The sequence below is a fragment of the Actinomyces gaoshouyii genome, from assembly GCF_002072175.1.
Classification (GTDB): domain Bacteria; phylum Actinomycetota; class Actinomycetes; order Actinomycetales; family Actinomycetaceae; genus Actinomyces; species Actinomyces gaoshouyii.
Window position 1 is genome coordinate 36,394 of sequence record NZ_MVIV01000013.1, and the last position, 16,334, is coordinate 52,727.

16 protein-coding genes and 3 tRNA genes are annotated in these 16,334 nt (G+C 71.7%); 13 read left to right on the forward strand and 6 right to left on the reverse strand.

Annotated features, from left to right (window positions below; translation table 11 throughout):
• Nucleotides 1-61: 61 nt before the first annotated feature.
• The 4 genes from B1H50_RS09175 to B1H50_RS09190 are packed head-to-tail and all read right to left on the reverse strand — an operon-like array spanning nucleotide 62 to nucleotide 4,555.
• On the reverse strand, nucleotides 62-1,390 hold the full coding sequence (locus tag B1H50_RS09175; protein WP_188640676.1) for a hypothetical protein: 1,329 nt from the start codon (nucleotides 1,388-1,390) through the stop codon (nucleotides 62-64).
• A 44-nt stretch (nucleotides 1,391-1,434) separates the two neighbouring features.
• Entirely contained in the window at nucleotides 1,435-2,349 is a 915-nt protein-coding gene (locus B1H50_RS09180; RefSeq protein WP_080463478.1) for a metal ABC transporter substrate-binding protein, read from the reverse strand.
• Complete coding sequence (locus B1H50_RS09185; protein WP_080463479.1) at nucleotides 2,346-3,653, reverse strand: hypothetical protein; 1,308 nt, start codon at nucleotides 3,651-3,653, stop codon at nucleotides 2,346-2,348. Before B1H50_RS09185 ends, B1H50_RS09180 begins: the two co-directional genes overlap by 4 nt.
• Nucleotides 3,650-4,555 (reverse strand): metal ABC transporter permease, encoded by a 906-nt coding sequence (locus tag B1H50_RS09190; protein ID WP_229657861.1) that lies wholly within the window; start codon nucleotides 4,553-4,555, stop codon nucleotides 3,650-3,652. The genes B1H50_RS09185 and B1H50_RS09190 overlap by 4 nt, the downstream gene beginning before the upstream one ends.
• A 14-nt stretch (nucleotides 4,556-4,569) precedes the next feature.
• Here B1H50_RS09190 and B1H50_RS09195 point away from each other — a divergent pair, with 14 nt between their 5' ends.
• From B1H50_RS09195 to htpX, 3 genes are all read left to right on the forward strand, one after another.
• On the forward strand, nucleotides 4,570-5,307 hold the full coding sequence (locus B1H50_RS09195) for a metal ABC transporter ATP-binding protein (protein WP_080463481.1): 738 nt from the start codon (nucleotides 4,570-4,572) through the stop codon (nucleotides 5,305-5,307).
• A 300-nt stretch (nucleotides 5,308-5,607) separates the two neighbouring features.
• Nucleotides 5,608-7,089: an FAD-dependent oxidoreductase gene (locus B1H50_RS09200; RefSeq protein ID WP_080463482.1), complete on the forward strand. Its 1,482-nt coding sequence runs from the start codon at nucleotides 5,608-5,610 to the stop codon at nucleotides 7,087-7,089.
• Between the two features lie 253 nt (nucleotides 7,090-7,342).
• Nucleotides 7,343-8,218, forward strand: a complete 876-nt coding sequence (gene htpX / locus B1H50_RS09205; protein ID WP_080463483.1) for a zinc metalloprotease HtpX — start codon at nucleotides 7,343-7,345, stop codon at nucleotides 8,216-8,218.
• 96 nt (nucleotides 8,219-8,314) lie between these two features.
• On the opposite strand, the gene B1H50_RS09210 is transcribed toward htpX, so the two are convergent.
• Nucleotides 8,315-8,812 (reverse strand): YajQ family cyclic di-GMP-binding protein, encoded by a 498-nt coding sequence (locus B1H50_RS09210; protein WP_080463484.1) that lies wholly within the window; start codon nucleotides 8,810-8,812, stop codon nucleotides 8,315-8,317.
• 235 nt (nucleotides 8,813-9,047) lie between these two features.
• On the opposite strand from B1H50_RS09210, the gene B1H50_RS09215 reads away from it, so the two are divergent.
• The 6 genes from B1H50_RS09215 to B1H50_RS09240 all read left to right on the forward strand — a co-directional run bounded on the left by B1H50_RS09215 (nucleotide 9,048) and on the right by B1H50_RS09240 (nucleotide 11,236).
• Nucleotides 9,048-9,131, forward strand: a tRNA-Tyr gene (locus B1H50_RS09215).
• A gap of 121 nt (nucleotides 9,132-9,252) precedes the next feature.
• Nucleotides 9,253-9,324 (forward strand) — tRNA-Thr (locus B1H50_RS09220).
• Between the two features lie 41 nt (nucleotides 9,325-9,365).
• Nucleotides 9,366-9,439: transfer RNA gene (locus B1H50_RS09225), tRNA-Met, on the forward strand.
• A 60-nt stretch (nucleotides 9,440-9,499) separates the two neighbouring features.
• Nucleotides 9,500-9,670 (forward strand): 50S ribosomal protein L33, encoded by a 171-nt coding sequence (gene rpmG, locus B1H50_RS09230; RefSeq protein WP_017179009.1) that lies wholly within the window; start codon nucleotides 9,500-9,502, stop codon nucleotides 9,668-9,670.
• 26 nt (nucleotides 9,671-9,696) lie between these two features.
• Entirely contained in the window at nucleotides 9,697-10,494 is a 798-nt protein-coding gene (locus tag B1H50_RS09840; RefSeq protein ID WP_080463485.1) for a MaoC/PaaZ C-terminal domain-containing protein, read from the forward strand.
• Between the two features lie 157 nt (nucleotides 10,495-10,651).
• Nucleotides 10,652-11,236: a MarR family winged helix-turn-helix transcriptional regulator gene (locus B1H50_RS09240; protein WP_229657862.1), complete on the forward strand. Its 585-nt coding sequence runs from the start codon at nucleotides 10,652-10,654 to the stop codon at nucleotides 11,234-11,236.
• A gap of 32 nt (nucleotides 11,237-11,268) precedes the next feature.
• On the opposite strand, the gene B1H50_RS09245 is transcribed toward B1H50_RS09240, so the two are convergent.
• Nucleotides 11,269-11,952 (reverse strand): Maf family protein, encoded by a 684-nt coding sequence (locus B1H50_RS09245; protein WP_080463486.1) that lies wholly within the window; start codon nucleotides 11,950-11,952, stop codon nucleotides 11,269-11,271.
• Nucleotides 11,953-12,027: 75 nt separating this feature from the next.
• On the opposite strand from B1H50_RS09245, the gene B1H50_RS09250 reads away from it, so the two are divergent.
• From B1H50_RS09250 to B1H50_RS09265, 4 genes are all read left to right on the forward strand, one after another.
• A complete protein-coding gene (locus tag B1H50_RS09250) occupies nucleotides 12,028-12,945 on the forward strand; it encodes a biotin--[acetyl-CoA-carboxylase] ligase (RefSeq protein ID WP_080463487.1) in 918 nt (305 codons plus the stop codon).
• Between the two features lie 109 nt (nucleotides 12,946-13,054).
• Complete coding sequence (locus B1H50_RS09255) at nucleotides 13,055-14,266, forward strand: adenylate/guanylate cyclase domain-containing protein (RefSeq protein WP_080463488.1); 1,212 nt, start codon at nucleotides 13,055-13,057, stop codon at nucleotides 14,264-14,266.
• Between the two features lie 182 nt (nucleotides 14,267-14,448).
• On the forward strand, nucleotides 14,449-15,114 hold the full coding sequence (locus B1H50_RS09260) for a response regulator transcription factor (protein WP_080463489.1): 666 nt from the start codon (nucleotides 14,449-14,451) through the stop codon (nucleotides 15,112-15,114).
• A gap of 24 nt (nucleotides 15,115-15,138) precedes the next feature.
• Complete coding sequence (locus B1H50_RS09265) at nucleotides 15,139-16,218, forward strand: sensor histidine kinase (protein WP_080463490.1); 1,080 nt, start codon at nucleotides 15,139-15,141, stop codon at nucleotides 16,216-16,218.
• Nucleotides 16,219-16,334 lie beyond the last annotated feature (116 nt).

Consider the following 16,334-nt stretch of genomic DNA (forward strand, 5'->3'; position numbering starts at 1 on the left):
TCTGCCGCGCGCGAGGCGGGCCCCGCGGCTCTGCGCCGTGGGGCCCGCCGCTTCAATGGGCTCAGTGCGCGGCCTCAGCCGTGTGCTCGTGCTCCTCGTCGTGGTGCTCGGAGCCATCGGCGTGCGTGTGCTTGGCGAAGGCGACCTCGTTGGGGGTCGCCGAGTAGGCCTTGGAGGTTTTTTCCCCGTTGGTGAGGTCCACCTTGTGGACGCTGTTGGTGGCCGGCTCGGTCACCCAGGCGGTCGAGCCGGAGATCTGGAGCGCCGGGTGGGCGTCCTGCCACTTGGCCGGCGGCTCCCAGGCGGCGATCACGGGGACCGAGTCGGTGAATGACCCCGAGGCGACGTCGAGCTTGTGCAGGGCCCCGTCGGTGCCGAGCACCCAGGCGTTGTCCTCACCGTCGCGTTTGATGCCGCGCCACGTGTACTCGGCGCCGGCGGGCATGTCGATGACGGTGAAGGAGCCGGCGGCGGAGTCGAGCAGGCCGACGCGGTGCAGGTTGACGCCCTCGGCGTCGCGGTCGTCCTTGTAGTCGGTGACCGCGATGGGGGAGGAGCCGGTGACGTAGGAGTTGCCCACGCGCCCGTAGTCGGCGTCGGGGCTGGCGATCTTGGTGAAGGCGCCGCCCTTGTACAGCAGGACGCCGTTCTCGCAGCCGAGCATGGCGGCCTCATCCTTCATAACGCCCTCGCCGTGGACCCCGGGGCACTCCTCGTTTCGGGCGAGCTCCGTGCCGGAGGCGTCCTGGGCGAGCGCCCCCCTGCGGGACTCGGAATTGCCCAGGGTGCGGATGACGGTGCCGTCGGAGAGCTTGACGGCCACGCCGTGGTGGGCCTCCTCGGAGGCGATCTTCTCCGTCTCCGGCAGGGCGGTGACGGTCTCATCGGCGTCGTGCCCCAGAGCGTCGGTCTTGACGAAGGTGATCTCCCCGCTGCCGTCGGCGAACAGGCCGGTCCAGTCGCCATGAGGCGTCACGTGCCCGCCCTTGTTTGCCGGGAAGACGAGGTCGGTGAGCTTCGCCTCGCCGCCGCCGGCCCCGGTGGACAGGACCTGGAAGCCGGACACGGTGGTGATCAGGACGTGCTCGTTGTCGCCGAAGGGGTTGAGGCGCAGGAAGCCGGCCATGGGGAAGTCGGCAACCTCCTCCAGGGTGGAGCCGTCCACGACCTTCACCCCGCCGTCGTAGGCGAAGACGAAGCGGTCCGAGCCGTGCTGGTGCTCGTGCGCCTTACCGGAGGCGCTCGCGGAGGCGGCCGTGGTGGCCGAGGAGTCGTTCGAGGCCGAGCCGCAGGCGCCCAGGGCCAGGGCCGTGGCGCTCAGGGCGGCGACGACGGCGGCGCGCCGCGAGGCGCCGACCAGGCGCGGGCGCAACGAGGTGGAGGAAGGCATGAAGTGTCCTTTCTGGGGGTCGTGTCATCGGCTGGGAGCGGCCCTTACGCGGTGAGGGCCGCAGTGATGCGGTCTGTGTTGACGGAGAGCATGTCCAGGTAGGTGGGGGCGTCGCCGTCGGGGGCGGAGAGGGACTCGGTGTACAGGGCGACCACCTGGATGTCCTGCCCGGTGGACTCCTTGAGGGCGGTGATGAGCTGGTCGGAGTGGGAGGTGTCGGCGAAGATCGCGCCCACGCCGGCCTCGCGCACCGCCGTCGAGAGCTCCTCCAGGTCCGAGGCGCTGGGGGCGGCGAGCGTGGAGCCGCCGGGGATGACGGCGCCGATGAGGCGGAAGCCGTAGCGGGCCGCCAGGTAGCCGAACACGTGGTGGTTGGTGACCAGGGCGCGCTTGTCCTCGGGGATGGTGCTGAATCGGGTCGACATCCTCTCGTCGGCCGCGGCGAGCTTGTCGCGGTAGGCCGTAGCGGAGGCGGCCAGGGCGGAGGCGTCGATCCCGGGCACCTTCCCGAGCGCGCCCTCCAGGCCGTTGACGACGTCGATCATCCTCGTGGGGTCGGTCCAGAAATGGGGGTCGGGGCCGGAGGCGTCATCGGAGGAGTACTCGATGGGAGTGAACTGCTCCCCGGCGTTCAGCAGCGTGACGCCATCCCTCTTAGCGCTCTCGATGTTGCTGGCCAGCCCCTCCTCCAGGCCCAGGCCATTGGTGACCAGGAGGGCGGCGTCGCGCATGGTGAGGGTCTGCTTGGCCGAGACGCCGAAGGAGTGCGGGTCCGCGTTGGGCGCCATGAGGGTCGTGACGCTCACCTGATCGCCGACCACCTGGGTGACGACGTCGCCCAGGATGTTCGTGGTGACGACGATCGAGGGCTTGTCGCCGCCGCCCGTGGCCCCGTCGCAGGCGGCGACGGCGCCCAGGGGCGTCAGCGCGAGGACGGTGAGCAGGTCCCGGCGCTTCATGCCCCGACCACCTCGAAGGAGACCATGCCGACCGCGGGGAGCGTTCGGGCGAGGCGGGCGGAGTCGGCGGCGTCGATCTCCAGGACGGAGGCGCCGTCGGCGCCGGGGACGTAGGCGCGCTTGGGAGTGGTCCGCACGCCGGCCGAGGCGGCGAGCGCGGGGTCGGCGATGGGCTCGGTGACCGTGGCCTCGGCGCCGTCGGCCCACACGCGCACCCGGCCCTCGGCGTCGACGCCCACGACGCGCTTGCGGGTGTCGTCCATCGCGGACACGGCGACGACGGGCGCCCCGAAGGACACGCGCGTCCAACTCCTGTCCCTGACGCTGAGGAGCCAGGCGCCGCCGGCATCGTCCAGGGCCGCCACCTGGGAGCGCCGGGCCTGGTTGGACAGGGAGACGATCCTCGCGCCGGCGGCCTCGCCCGGCAGGGGGACCCACTCCGGGGAGGGCGGCTCGGCGGTCGCTGCGGAGGAGGGCTCCGGCGCGACGACGACGCCGCCCCGGCAGCCCAGGACGATGCCCGCGCGGGTGAGGGTGCCACCGGAGGCCGAGGGGCAGGAGGCGCTCTGGCCGATGGCCTGGCCGGAATCGTCGATGATGCTCGCCTGGCCCCCGGAGACCAGGACGGTCCGCTCGCCCAACGGGGCGGCGAAGGAGCCGGCGTCGATGCTGGCCGTGGTCAGGGGGCTCTGGCTCCCCTGCCCCAGGGCCTGGCGGTCCAGGACCGTGGCGGTGGTTCCCGAGGCGATGACGGTGCGGGCGTTCGTCGAGGCCACGCTGGCCGAACCGCTCATTCCCAAGGCGCCGAGGTCCCGGGCGGCGGCGCGGTAGTAGTGCTGGTGGTCGCCGTGATCCCAGGTCCACACCCCGGAGTCCACCAGGCTGAGCGCACCATCGGGCCCGGTGAGGGCCACGAATCGGGAGTCCGACGCGGTGGCGGTCAGGCCGGGCAACGAGGTGATGGGAGCCGGGGCGCCGTCGGCGGTGAGGTCGAGGAGGCTCACCCGACCGTCGGAGGAGGCGGTCACCAGGGACAGGGGCGCCTCGGAGAGCTCCGTGGCGCCGTCGACGTGGCCGTGTCCATCACCCTGGCCGCTCTCCCGGGCGGCCGCGCCGGCCCCCGTCGAGGCGGCGGAGGCAGTGGCGCTCGCGGTGGCATCGGAGGGCGAGCCCCCCGAACAGGCGCCGAGGACGGCGGCGGCGGCCAGTGAGGCGCCGACGACGGCGGTGCCGGTTCGGCCAGTCCGCTTGGCTCGGTCGGGGCGGCAGGTGCGGCTGGCGCGGATGCGCTGGGGGAGTCTCACACGTGCTCCTTCGTGGTTGCCGGGCAGGGGAGGGGGCGGCCTGAGCGCCGCCGGGCGCTGGTCAGGGCGGCGACCCCGGAGGCCAGGAGGAAGACGCCCGCGGCCATGGCGGTGATGGTGGCGCCGCCGGCCGTGTCCGCGTACAGGGAGATGTAGAGGCCCACGACGACGCAGGAGCTCGAGATGATGGAGGCCCAGGCGGTCATCGCGAGGATCGACTTCGACCACAGCGCTGCTGTGGCCGGCGGGGCGACGAGGAGCGCCACCACGAGCAGGGTGCCCACCGCCCGGTAGGAGGCGACGACGGCGGCGATGATGAGCAGGGTCAGGCCGGCCTGGGCCAGCGCCGGGCGCATCCCCAGGGTCAGCGCGATGCCCGGGTCGAGGGACAGCGCCGTCAGGGGCCGGATCATGACGGCGCCCACGATGAGGACAGCGATGAGCGTGCCGATGAGCACGGTGATCTCATCGCTCCTGATCCCCAGGATGTCGCCGAAGAGGATCGCGGTGATATCAGTGGCGAAGGAGCGGGACCGGGAGACGATGATGACGCCCACGGACAGCATGAGGACGAAGGTGATGCCGATGGCGGTGTCCTGGGAGAGGCGGGCCCGCCGGGACAGGAGGGTGACGAGCACGCCCATGGCGGTGGCGCTGAGCGCGGCGCCGGCCTGCGTGGGCAGTCCGATGAGGGCGCTGATCGCCACCCCCGGCAGCATCCCGTGGCCGATGGCCTCCCCGAGGAATCCCATGCCCCGGATGACCACCCAGGTGCCCGCCACCGAGCAGATGAGCGCCGCGAGGACTCCTCCGGTCAGGGCGTTGGTGAAGAAACCCAGGGAGAGCGGGTCGAGGAGGTAGTGCACATACGAAGAGTAACGATAATCGTTCGCGGTTGTCACGCTATGCTCGTCGCATGCGTCTCCATGCTCCCCAGCGGGCCTCCTCCGGCATCCTTGCCGCCCCCGCCCCCGCCCCCTCCGGGCGGGGCCCGACCGCCGCGCCCCGCCCTGACGACGCGGTCGCGCGCGGCCTCATCCTGCGCGGCGTCGTCGTGCGCAGGGGCGAGGTGCTGGCCATCAACGGCGTGAGCCTGGACCTGGCCCCGGGCGAGGTCGTCTGCTTCTTCGGCCCCAACGGCTCGGGCAAGTCCACCCTCCTGGCCGCCGTCGCGGGGATCCTGCCCCTGGCGGGCGGTCGTATCGAGCGTCGCCCCGCCGACGCGCGGCTCGCCCTCGTGCCCCAGGCCCCGCCGATCCCCGAGCGCATGCCGCTGACGGTCCGCGCCGCCGTCGCCATGGGTTGCTGGGGGGATGCCGGGTTCCTGCGCCCCCTGAACCGCGCCCACAAGCGGCGCGTGAGCGAGGTGATGGGACTCCTGGGCATCGCCGACCTCGCTGACCGCCAGCTCTCCGAGGTCTCCGGCGGGCAGCGCCAGCGGGTCCTCGTCGCCCAGGCCCTCGTCAGTCAGCCCGACATCCTGCTCATGGACGAGCCGACCGCGGCCGCAGATGCCCGCTCCACCCGTATCATCCACGACGCCGCGGCCCGGGCCGCCCGGGAGGGCGCGCTCGTGCTCCTCGTCAGTCATGACGAGCAGGCTCGTCGGATCGCCGACCGCTGCCTCACCCTCGAGGCCGGCCGCGTCGTCTGACGACGAGCGGGAGCCCGCGCGCTGAGCCGCCGATCCCCTCCCGGGCTCAGCGCCACCTCGTCGCGGCGTAGAAGGGCGCCCGCCCGCAGACGCCCGCCCGCGAGAGCCCATCGCCCCGACGACGGCGGGGAGCGCGTCGATGAACCGGCGCCCCGGCCGCCTGAGAGGCGTCCACCACCTGGGCCATTGCTGGTGAGGGGGGCCGAAGTATCTAGACTGTGCCTGTCGTCGTCCCAGCCTTCCGTGGCACGCTGAGCCAGGATCGCCCCAGCCTACCCCTCACACCAGGAGCCAGACCCAGTGAGCACCCGCCCTCTCTCCGTCGCCGTCATCGGGGCAGGCCCCGCGGGCATCTACGCCTCGGATATCCTGTCCAAGTCCGGTCTCGATGTGAACATCGACCTCTTCGAGCGGCTCCCCGCCCCCTACGGCCTGGTGCGCTACGGCGTCGCTCCCGACCACCCCCGCATCAAGCAGATCATCGTCGCGCTGTACAAGATCCTCCAGCGCGGGGACATCCGCCTCATCGGGAATGTCGAGGTCGGCCGCGATATCACAGTCGATGAGCTGCGCGAGCACTACGACGCCCTCATCTTCTCCACCGGCGCCGACACCGACGCCCCCCTGCGCATCCCCGGGGTCGACGCCCCCGAGTGCCACGGCGGCGCCGACTTCGTCTCCTGGTACGACGGCCACCCAGACCATCCGCGCACCTGGGACCTGAGTGCCAAGGAGGTCGCCGTCATCGGCGTGGGCAACGTGGGCCTCGACATCGCCCGCGTCCTGGCCAAGCACGCCGAGGACCTCATGGTCACCGAGGTCCCCGAGAACGTCGCCGCCGAGCTGCGCCGCTCCCCGGTCACCGACGTGCACGTCTTCGGGCGCCGCGGCCCCGCCCAGGTCAAGTTCACCCCGCTGGAGCTGCGCGAGCTCGGCAAGCAGCCGGACGTCGACGTCCTCGTCGATGAGGAGGACTTCGAGTACGACGAGGGCTCGCAGGCGGCGCTCGCCGCCTCCAACCAGCAGCGCCAGGTGGTCAAGGCCCTCGAGGGCTACGCCATGGCCGAGCCGGAGGATCTCACCGCCTCCCGCCGCATCCACATCCACCTGTTCTCCGCCCCCACCGAGGTCCTCACCGACGAGGACGGCCATGTGAGAGGCCTGCGCGTCGAGCGCACGCGCCTGACCGGCGACGGGAGCGTGGAGGGCACGGGGGAGTTCCGGGACTTCGACGTCCAGGCCGTCTACCGGGCGATCGGCTACGCCGGCAGCCCCATCGAGGGCCTGCCCTTCGATGCCGAGCGCCACGTCCTGCCCAATGCCGGTGGGCGGGTCCTGGGCGAGGGCGGCGAGCCGCTGACCGGCATCTATGCCACCGGCTGGATCCGCCGGGGCCCCGTGGGGCTCATCGGCTCGACCAAGTCCGACGCCCAGGAGACCATCTCCAACCTCGTGGCCGATGCCCAGGCGGGACTGCTCCGCGCCACCACCGCCGATGAGAATCAGGTCGGGCACGACGCCGTCATGCTCCTGCTCAACAAGCGCGGCGTTCCCTTCACTACCTGGGACGGCTGGGAGCTCCTCGACGCCTACGAGCGCGGTCTGGGCGAGGCCTACGGCGAGGTGACGGTCAGCAGCGGGGAGTCCAGGCCCCGTGAGTGCGTCAAGGTGGTGTCCCGCGAGGCCATGACCGCGGTCTCGCGCGGCACTGAGATCCCCGCCGACCTCATCGGCGCCCCCGACCCCTCCCGTGTCCCGGAGCGCGTCGCCCACCGTCTCTGAAGGAGCGTGGGGGAGGGGGAGGTCGGGAGGTTCTGGAGACCGCCCGGGCTGCCTCGCCGCCCCCTCCTCCCGCCGTTGCGCCCTCGTTCTCCGCATGCCGTCCCGGCCCGCTGTTGCGCCCTCGAACTGCGAGGATGAGGGCGCAACAGCAGGGCAGGGCGGTTTCTGCGGACCAAGCGCGCAGCGGGGGAGGCTCACCCCGGGTGCTGACGGCGCACAGGGCGCGCACAGACTCCTCGGCTACCCTGGCGCCATGTCGGCGATCCACCAAGGCACCAACCACCACAACGGCCTGAAGACCACTGCCCTGCTGGGCGGCATGTGGGGCCTGCTCATCCTCATCGGCTACCTGCTCACCCGGGGAACCGGCTCCTCGATCTTCCTGTTCATCATGCCGCTGATCGGGGTGGCCCAGACCGCGTACACCTATTGGAACTCGGATAAGCTCGCCGTGCGCTCCATGGGCGCCATCGAGGTCACCGCTGCCCAGGAGCCCGTCATGCACAAGGTGGTCGCCGAGCTGTCGGCGGCCTCGGGCCAGCCCATGCCGCGCCTCTACATGGCGCCGACGATGAGCCCCAATGCCTTCGCCACCGGCCGCAACCCCGCCAATGCCGCCGTGTGCTGCACCCGCGGCATCCTCCAGCTCCTCGACGAGCGCGAGCTGCGCGGCGTGCTGGGCCACGAGCTCTCCCACGTTTACAACCGCGACATCCTCACCGGCTCCATCGCCGCGGGTATCGCCGGGATCATCTCCTCGCTGGGCTCCATGGCCCTGTGGTTCGGCGCCGGCCGCGACCGCCGCGAGAGCAATGGCCTGGCCATCCTCCTGCTCGCGCTCCTCGCCCCACTGGCCGCCACCGTCACACAGTTCGCCATCTCGCGCACCCGTGAGTACGACGCCGACCATGACGGAGCGCTCCTCACCAATGATCCGCTCGCCCTGGCCAGCGCCCTGCGCAAGCTCGACGGCGGCATCGCGGCTGCCCCCATGGCCCGAGACCCGCGTATGGAACCGGTGAGCTCGATGATGATCGCCAACCCCTTCGGCCGCGTGAAGAACCTCTTCGCCACGCACCCCCCGATGGCCGACCGCATCCGGCGCCTGGAGCAGATGGCCGGGTACTGACCGGCTCGCCCGGCGCTCTCGGGATTTCTTGCCTGCTCAGGGGATGTCATGGTGTCATGAGGGCGACGGGGCGGCGCCGCTGCGGCCCCGTCGGTCTCAGCGGTAGTTGACGAACTGCAGGGCGGCGTCGACGTCGAGGCCCTTGAGCAGAGCGATGACCGACTGGAGGTCGTCGCGGGACTTGGAGGACACTCGGATCTCATCGCCCTGGATCGTTGCCTTGACGCCCTTGGGTCCCTCATCCCGGATCGCCTTGGTGATCCGCTTGGCGATCTCCTGGCTGATGCCCTCCTTGAGCGGGCAGGCCAAGCGGTAGATCTTCCCCGAGGGCTTGGGCTCGCGGTCGCCCAGGTCGAGGGCCTTGAGGGACACGCCCCGCCGGAACAGCTTGGACTGCAGCACGTCGAGGATCGCCAGCACGCGCTCGGCGGAGTTGGCCTCCATGGCGATGACGTCGCCGGCCAGGGTGACGGAGGCGTCGACGCCGCGGAAGTCGTAGCGCTGGGCGATCTCCTTGGCGGTCTGATTGACGGCGTTGTCGACCTCCTGGCGGTCGAGCTTGGAGACGATGTCGAAGGAGGAGTCTGCGGCCATGGCCTTCCCTTTCCACTGATGGGCGCGTACGGGCATCCGGGCGGAGCGCTCACGGGTGTCGGGCGCCCCCACTGCCGGGGGCCGACGCCTCCGCGCCGCCCCTCCCCGGCGCTGCTCGGGCTCGAGGGTCGTGTGAGCAGGGTCCTAGGGGCGGGATTGGCGCGCTCCGCCGTCGGCTTGTTATTCTTCCACGGCACCGCGCGGTGGGTCTGCTGGACTCGGTGACGCGGGGCATGGCGGGTTGCCCGAGCGGCCAATGGGAGCTGACTGTAAATCAGCCGCGCAAGCTACGGGGGTTCGAATCCCTCACCCGCCACCATGATCGGAGGGTCCTCGGTCCCGATGATCAGAGCCCCTCCGGTGGGGCGGTCCGCAGTGAGCGAGCCCACGCGGGGCCGGATTGCCCAGGCATGACGGTTCCGCTTAGGATTCCGCTCGTTGCCTCGATAGCTCAGTGGTAGAGCACTTCCTTGGTAAGGAAGAGGTCACGAGTTCAATCCTCGTTCGAGGCTCTGATGCGTTGGGGGCCGGTTCGGCCCCCTCCGCATGACATGGCGAGGTAGCTCAGCTGGTTAGAGCGCACGACTCATAATCGTGAGGTCGAGGGTTCGAGTCCCTCCCCCGCTACGCAAGGTTCGAGCACATCGCCGCCCCGGGCTGCTCGAGGATCAATCAGAGGAGAGACACGTGGCCTCCAAGACCGCTGACGTGCGTCCCAAGATCACTCTGGCTTGCTCGGAGTGCAAGGAGCGCAACTACATCACCAAGAAGAACCGCCGGAACACCCCCGATCGCCTCGCGATCTCCAAGTTCTGCGCGCGCTGCGGCAAGCACACGGAGCACCGCGAGACCCGCTGAGCCCCGCGCCCGGATACGATCCGGGCATGAGCGCGTCGAGCCCCACGAGCCCCGAGCTGGTGGGGCTTCGCCATGCCCAGGAGGTGATCGAGGGGATCCTGACCCGCTCCGGTGTCGATGACGCCGAGGCAGACGCCCGTCAAGGCGCCGGCGCCATCGCCCCGGCACTGGTCGCCCTGATCCTGATTCGCGGGATGATCGTGCCCTGGGAGGGGCTCATCCACCGGCGCTGCCGCATCACTCCGGCACCCGGAGGCGCCGCCCATCCTGCCCCGCCCCGCACGCGAAGAACCATCCGAGGGGGCTGGGAGCTCATCGAGGTGACCGCCGAAGTGGTTGTCGACGCCGCCGCGCGCCTCCCGCCGCTCGCCGGGGCCCCGCTCCTCCAGGTCCATCACGGCCTCGCCCGGCGCCTCTCCCCGGCCCCCCGCAGCGCTCCTCGGAGCAGCACGGGCACTGCCACCGCCGGCGAAGGCGGCACGGCCGTCGGCCGCCGGCTCCACCTCAGCGCAGAGGATGCGATCGTCTGGGCGGGCGCGACCGGCGATGACAACCCCATCCACCTCCACCCGGGCGCGGCCCGGCGGGCGGGCCTTGGGACGGGTGATGCTGACGTCGTCGCCCACGGCCTGCTGCTGGCCGCGCTGAGCCTCGGGGTGGCTCCGCCTGCCCCCACCGAACCCGCGGGACTCGATCTGCTCTTCCCGGCCGCGCTCGCCGTCGGGCCCACGGGGGCGGGCCTCATCGTGGACGATGACGGCTCGTGCTGGTCGGCTGCGGGTGCCAGAAGGGTGCTGCGGCGCCGGAGTACGGGTCTCGGCTGACGCCGTTGAAAAGGCGGGCCCTGTCATGGTCGCTGGTAATCCCGTCCCGATTGTTCAATACTTAACGACATCTCATAGGTCGATCGATTATCGCGAGGCCGCATCACCATCGGCGCGGCGCTGTCCGACGTCTCGGACCAGCGCGGAGAGGAACGATATGCCCGGGAAGGACGGAGAGGCACTCGCGGAGCAGGATGGACCCGCCTGCGGTCGGACCCCCGCTCCCACAGTCCCCTCCTGCGGGCAGGGCCCAGCGGACGAGGCCCCCATACGGGCGGCCGGTGGCTGCGGAACCGCGGGTTCGCCCCGACTCGATGCCCTCGAGATGCGCGCCTGGCGCGCCTTCCTCCACACCGCCACCGCCGTCACCGGCGTGCTCAACCACGAGCTCGAGACGGGCGTCGGCCTGTCCCTGCACGAGTACGAGATCCTCGTGCGCCTCGACGAGGCCGCCGGCAAGGAGCTGCGGATGTCGAGCCTGGCCGAGATGATCGGGCACTCCCGCTCCCGCCTCACCCACACGGTCACCCGCCTGGAGAAGGAGGGGTTCGTGGAGCGGCGCTCCTGCCCCTCCGACAAGCGTGGCGTCAATTGCGCGCTCACCGACCCCGGCCTCGCCTTTCTGCGCTCAGCGGCGCCCCTGCACCTCGACGGCGTCCGCAGGCACGTCATCGACCGCCTCGGGCGGGGGGACCTGGAGGCGCTCGCCGAGATCATGTCCCGACTCAACCCCTCCGGCTGAGGTCGGCCGCCTCCCTGCCCCCGACTGGCGGCTCAGCCCCACAAATCCGTCCAGGTCACTCCCAACTCGGCCAGGAGCCCGCGCAGCAGGGGCAGCGAGATGCCGACGACGCCGTGCGGGTCGCCCTCGATCCCCTCGATGAAGGCGCCGCCCAGCCCGTCGATCGTGAAGGCCCCGGCGCACCACAGCGGCTCCCCGGTGGCGATATAGGCGTCGATCTCCGCCTCACTGGGCTCGCCGAAGTGGACGATCGCCGACGAGACGCCCTCCGCTCTTGCCCCATCGGTCAGGCGCACCAGGGCGTGCCCGGTGCGCAGTACGCCCGTGCGCCCCCGCATCGCCAGCCAGCGCTCGCGGGCCGCCTCGGGCATGCGGGGCTTGCCGACGACGGCGCCGTCGATCTCCAGCATCGAGTCGCATCCGACGACGATGGGCGCCCCGGCCCGCCCACCGGATCCCGCCGGTCCCGGTCCTGCGCCTGCGCCGTCGGCGGGATCGCCGCTCAGCGCATCGGCGACGTCGAGCGCCTTGGCCCGGGCTAAGGCGAGCACCTGCTCAGCGGGGGAGGGGGCCTCCTCGCCAGTGGCGGCGTGCCGCTCGGCGAGAGCGGCGAGGACCGAGCCCTCGTCGACCGAGGAGACCTCGACCCGGGGCTCGATACCTGCGGCGCGGAGGGTGGCCAGACGGCCCGTGGACTTCGAGGCGAGAATGATCACCGCCCCAGACTACCCAGCGACCAGCGGTGGGACCGGCAGGCCCGGGTTGCGGGGCCTGCGGGTACCCTTCGCCCTATGAGCACCACGACCCGGCTGGTGACCGTCGACGCCACAGGCTCGACCAATGATGATCTGCGCCAGGAGCTCGCCCCCGCCGGGCGCCTCGATGCGGCTGCTGCTGACCGCTGGCCCCACGGATCCGCGCTGCGGGCCCTCGCCCAGACCGCCGGGCGGGGCAGGAGCGGACGCGACTGGGTGACCCCGCCGGGTGTCGCCCTGACCGTCTCCTTCGTCCTTCGGCCGCTCGTACCCGGCGATCGCCTCGGCTGGCTCCCTCTGCTGGCGGGCCTGGCCGTGCGCGACGCCCTCGCACCCGCACTGGAAGGCCTGCCCTGGCGCGCCCGCACGAAATGGCCCAACGATGTCGTCGTCGAGCCCTCTGGCGAGGGGAAGGTCGGCGTTGACGGCGAGGTGCCCGGCTGGGGGCGCGCCCGCAAGATCGCGGGCATCCTCGCCGAGCTCATCCCCGCGCCCGGAGGCGGGGATGGGGCCGGGGCTCCCGTCCGTCGTGAGGAGGCGCCCGTCGTCATCCTGGGCATCGGAGTCAACGTCGGCCAACCGCCGGAGGCGCTCCCCGTGCCCTGGGCCGCCTCGCTGCGGAGCCTGGGCGCCGGCGGGCCCCGGTCGGACCCCGGGGCCGTGCTGGAGGCCGTCGCCCCGCGCCTGCTCCGGCTCCTGGGGGAGTGGGAGGCTGCTGGCGGGGATCCTGATGGGGCGCTGACCGCCACCGGTACGCTCGGCCAGGACCTGCGCGAGGCCTGCGCGACCCTCGGGGCCCGTGTCCGCGTGAGCACCCCGGGCGGCGATGTCTCCGGGACGGCCGTCGGCCTTGAGCCCGAGCTCCGACTGCGGCCGGATGGCGGCGGCCCGGAGAGGCTCATCATGGCCGGGGATGCGAGCGTTCGAGCCGCAGAGCCCGACGGGCGTACGTGATCTGAACGCGGGCCGCACGTTCTCGCGCCTTCTCGCATGATCACCTCAGGATGACAGGACATCTGATGTCTTTCTGACAAAATCCTGTGATCTGCGCTACCCTGTCCTGATGGATCAGCCAGAGGCGCCGCCGGCGCACGGAGAAGGGCTCGGGGCGGGGGACCGCGCTCCCGGTCCTCGAACAGGCGGCGAGTCCCTTCCCGATCAGCCGGAGGGGGCCGTCCCCGTACCCGGGGACGGGGATGAACGGAGCGCGGGGCCTGCCGATGGCGCGGCCGGATCGACCACCGATCGCGCGACGGCCGTCGCCCATTCCCGCCTGCTGCTCGGGGGCGAGCCCGACCTGACGCTGCTCCGGCTCGCCGGCGCGGCCGAGGTCTCCCCGCTCTTCGCACGCAGCTTCTGGCGAGCCATGGGCTTCGCGGACGTGGATGACGACGAGGTCCGCTTCACCCGCCAGGACGCCGACGCCTTGCGGGCCATCGCCGACCTCATCGACTCCGAGGAGGACCGCCGCCCCGGTCCGGACGGACCCGGCGGTCTATCGACCTCGGCGATCCTCGAACTGCTCCGAGCCCAGTCGTACACGATGGACCGACTCGTCCTGTGGCAGCTCGAGACCCTCGTGGCGGATGTCGGCCAACGCCTCGGCCTGGACGACACCTCCGCCCGGCTCGTCGTCCTCGACCACATCAACGAGATCACTGCCCCCCTGACCGACCAGCTCATCTACGTGTGGCGCCGCCACCTGGCCTCGCTCCTGGACCGCACCGACGCCGAGATCTCACGGCGGGGCATCGAGCGCGTGGGCCCCGACTACTACCCGCTCGTGAGATCCCTGGGCTTCGTCGACATCGTCTCCTTCACCCAGCGCGCCCAGACGATGAGCCGCATGGAGCTGTCCACCATGCTCGACGACTTCGAGACGACGGCCCGTGACGTCATCACGTCGCGGGGGGCGAGAGTCGTCAAGACCATCGGGGACGCCGTCATGTACATCTCCGATGACCTGACCATCGCCGCCGATGTCGTCACCTCCCTCGTCGATGAGCTCCAGTCGGAGCTCGACGAGATCCTCGTGCGTGCCAGCCTCGTCGAGGGCCGCGTCGTGTCCCGCTCCGGCGACGTCTTCGGCCCGCCCGTCAATCTCGCCTCCCGACTGGTCGACACCGCTGAACCCGGGGGCATCCGCATGGACCAGGCCACTGCCCGCGCCCTCATGGCCAGCCCCGTCGCCCTGCGCTACCGAGTGCGCCAGTGCCACGACGTCGTTGCCAAGGGCATGGGCAACGTCACCCCCTGGTCGCTCGAGCGCGCCTGAGGGCCGCGGGCCGTCCGGGACTAGGCGGGCCGGGACGGCGATGATCAGGCCGCCCCCAGGTTCTGCTCGGGTGGGTATTTCCTCGCGATATCGCGGAAAACCATGCGAGAGCATCCCCGCGCCGCTCACGATGGCGACGGAGCCACTGCCACCCCCCGGGCAACTCGGCTAGTATCTGGATCGTGACAATCGTGCTTCTCGTCGAGGACGACCCCGCCATCTCCGAGCCCCTCGCCCGCGCCTTCGGCCGCGAGGGCTACGAGGTCCGCGCCCACGGCACCGGCAAGGGCGCCCTGGAGGAGATCGGCGAGGCCGACATCCTCGTACTCGACCTCGGCCTGCCGGACATGGACGGTCTCGACGTCGCGCGGACCGTGCGCGCGCAGGGCCTGACCATCCCCATCCTCATGCTCACCGCCCGCAGCGAGGACACCGACCACGTCGTCGGCCTCGACGCCGGCGCGGACGATTACGTCACCAAGCCCTTCCGGCTCGCCGAGCTCCTCGCCCGCGTGCGCGCCCAGGTCCGCCGCGCCTCCGGCGAGGCCGCCGTCGACCAGCTCTCCCACGGGGATATCCGCGTGGACGTCGCCGCCCACCGCGCCTTCGTGGGCAGTCGTGAGCTGCAGCTGACCGTCCGCGAGTTCGAGCTCCTGAGAGTTCTCGTGCGCGGCGCGGGCGCCGTCGTCGACAGCGACGACATCCTGCGAGAGGTCTGGGGCGAGGACCCCACCGGCTCGGAGTCGACGCTCGGCATGCACGCCACCTGGCTGCGCCGCAAGCTCGGCGACGACGTCGACGCCCCCGCCGTCCTCCTCGCCGAGGGCGCGGGCTACCGCCTGGCCTGAGGCCGTTTCCGCCCAGGGGATCCGATGCGACGCCGCACCCTCCAGATGACCATGGCGGCGGTGCTCGTCGCCGTCATCCTCCTGGGGGTGCCCCTGGGCGCGGCGACGATCTTCTACGCCGCGCGGTCCGCGTCGGACGATCATGAGCGCTGGCGCACGGTCCTGTCCGTGGTGACGGTGGGCACCGCCCTGGCGATCGTGGCCCTGGCCGCCGCGTCCGTCGTCGCCTCGAAGGTCTCGCGGCGCATCTCCGCCCCGCTCATCTACCTGGCGGCCGAGGCCGAGCAGTTGGGCAGCGGGCAGGTGCGCCCCCGCATCCGGGTCTCCGGGATCGAGGAGATCGACCTCGTCCAGGCCGAGCTCGTGCGCTCCGCCGAGCGCGTGGCCGGCAGGCTCGCGGCCGAGCGGCAGTTCGCCTCCGACGCCTCCCATCAGCTGCGCACGCCACTGACCTCCCTCAGCCTGCGCTTGGAGGAGATCGAGCTCATCGCCGACGACGAGCAGGTGCGCGCCGACGCCCACGCCTGCCTGGAGCAGGTGGAGAGGTTGACAGGCGTCGTCGACGACCTCCTGAAGGTCTCGCGCCGCAGCGGTGGCGGAACCACGGAGGCCCTCCACCTCGGGGAGCTCTTCGAGCAGCAGTGCGAGGAATGGGGGCCGGCCTTCGCCGAGGCCGGGCGCGAGCTGGTCCTGACCGACGACGTCGATCAGCCGGTGCTCGCCAGCCCCGGCTCGCTCGCCCAGGTCCTGGCCACCGTCATCGAGAACTCCCTGCGCTACGGGGCGGGGACGACGACCGTCTCCGTGCGCAGCGCCAACGGCGGGCACGGCGTTTTCATCGACATCGCCGACGAGGGCGAGGGGGTCGACGACGAGCTCGCGCCGCACATCTTCGAGCGCTCCGTGTCCGGGCACGGCTCCACCGGCGTGGGGCTGGCGCTGGCCAAGGACCTCGTGGAGGCCGACGGGGGCCGCATCGAGCTCACCGCGCGCCGTCCACCGGTCTTCTCAGTGCTCCTGGCCGCCGTGCCGCGCTCCCTCGACCCGAACACCGTCCTCCCGCAAGGGGCGATCGTCAACGTCGGCCGCCGCCGCCGCTTCTGACCCATCTGTCCATCGATTACCCTCCTCCCTCCCCCCCCCCGTGAGCGAGACCGGTCGAAAATAGGAGCGAAACCGGTTCTCGGACCGGTCTCGCTCCTATTTTCGACCGGTCTCGC

What these genes read in the sequence shown, in the direction of transcription:
- B1H50_RS09175 (WP_188640676.1), bottom strand. Translation starts at nt 1,390, where the DNA reads ATGCCTTCCTCCACCTCGTTGCGCCCGCGCCTGGTCGGCGCCTCGCGG.
- B1H50_RS09180 (WP_080463478.1), bottom strand. Translation starts at nt 2,349, where the DNA reads ATGAAGCGCCGGGACCTGCTCACCGTCCTCGCGCTGACGCCCCTGGGC.
- B1H50_RS09195 (WP_080463481.1), top strand. Translation starts at nt 4,570, where the DNA reads ATGCGTCTCCATGCTCCCCAGCGGGCCTCCTCCGGCATCCTTGCCGCC.
- htpX (WP_080463483.1), top strand. Translation starts at nt 7,343, where the DNA reads ATGTCGGCGATCCACCAAGGCACCAACCACCACAACGGCCTGAAGACC.
- B1H50_RS09210 (WP_080463484.1), bottom strand. Translation starts at nt 8,812, where the DNA reads ATGGCCGCAGACTCCTCCTTCGACATCGTCTCCAAGCTCGACCGCCAG.
- B1H50_RS09840 (WP_080463485.1), top strand. Translation starts at nt 9,697, where the DNA reads ATGAGCGCGTCGAGCCCCACGAGCCCCGAGCTGGTGGGGCTTCGCCAT.
- B1H50_RS09240 (WP_229657862.1), top strand. Translation starts at nt 10,652, where the DNA reads ATGCCCGGGAAGGACGGAGAGGCACTCGCGGAGCAGGATGGACCCGCC.
- B1H50_RS09250 (WP_080463487.1), top strand. Translation starts at nt 12,028, where the DNA reads ATGAGCACCACGACCCGGCTGGTGACCGTCGACGCCACAGGCTCGACC.
- B1H50_RS09255 (WP_080463488.1), top strand. Translation starts at nt 13,055, where the DNA reads ATGGATCAGCCAGAGGCGCCGCCGGCGCACGGAGAAGGGCTCGGGGCG.
- B1H50_RS09265 (WP_080463490.1), top strand. Translation starts at nt 15,139, where the DNA reads ATGCGACGCCGCACCCTCCAGATGACCATGGCGGCGGTGCTCGTCGCC.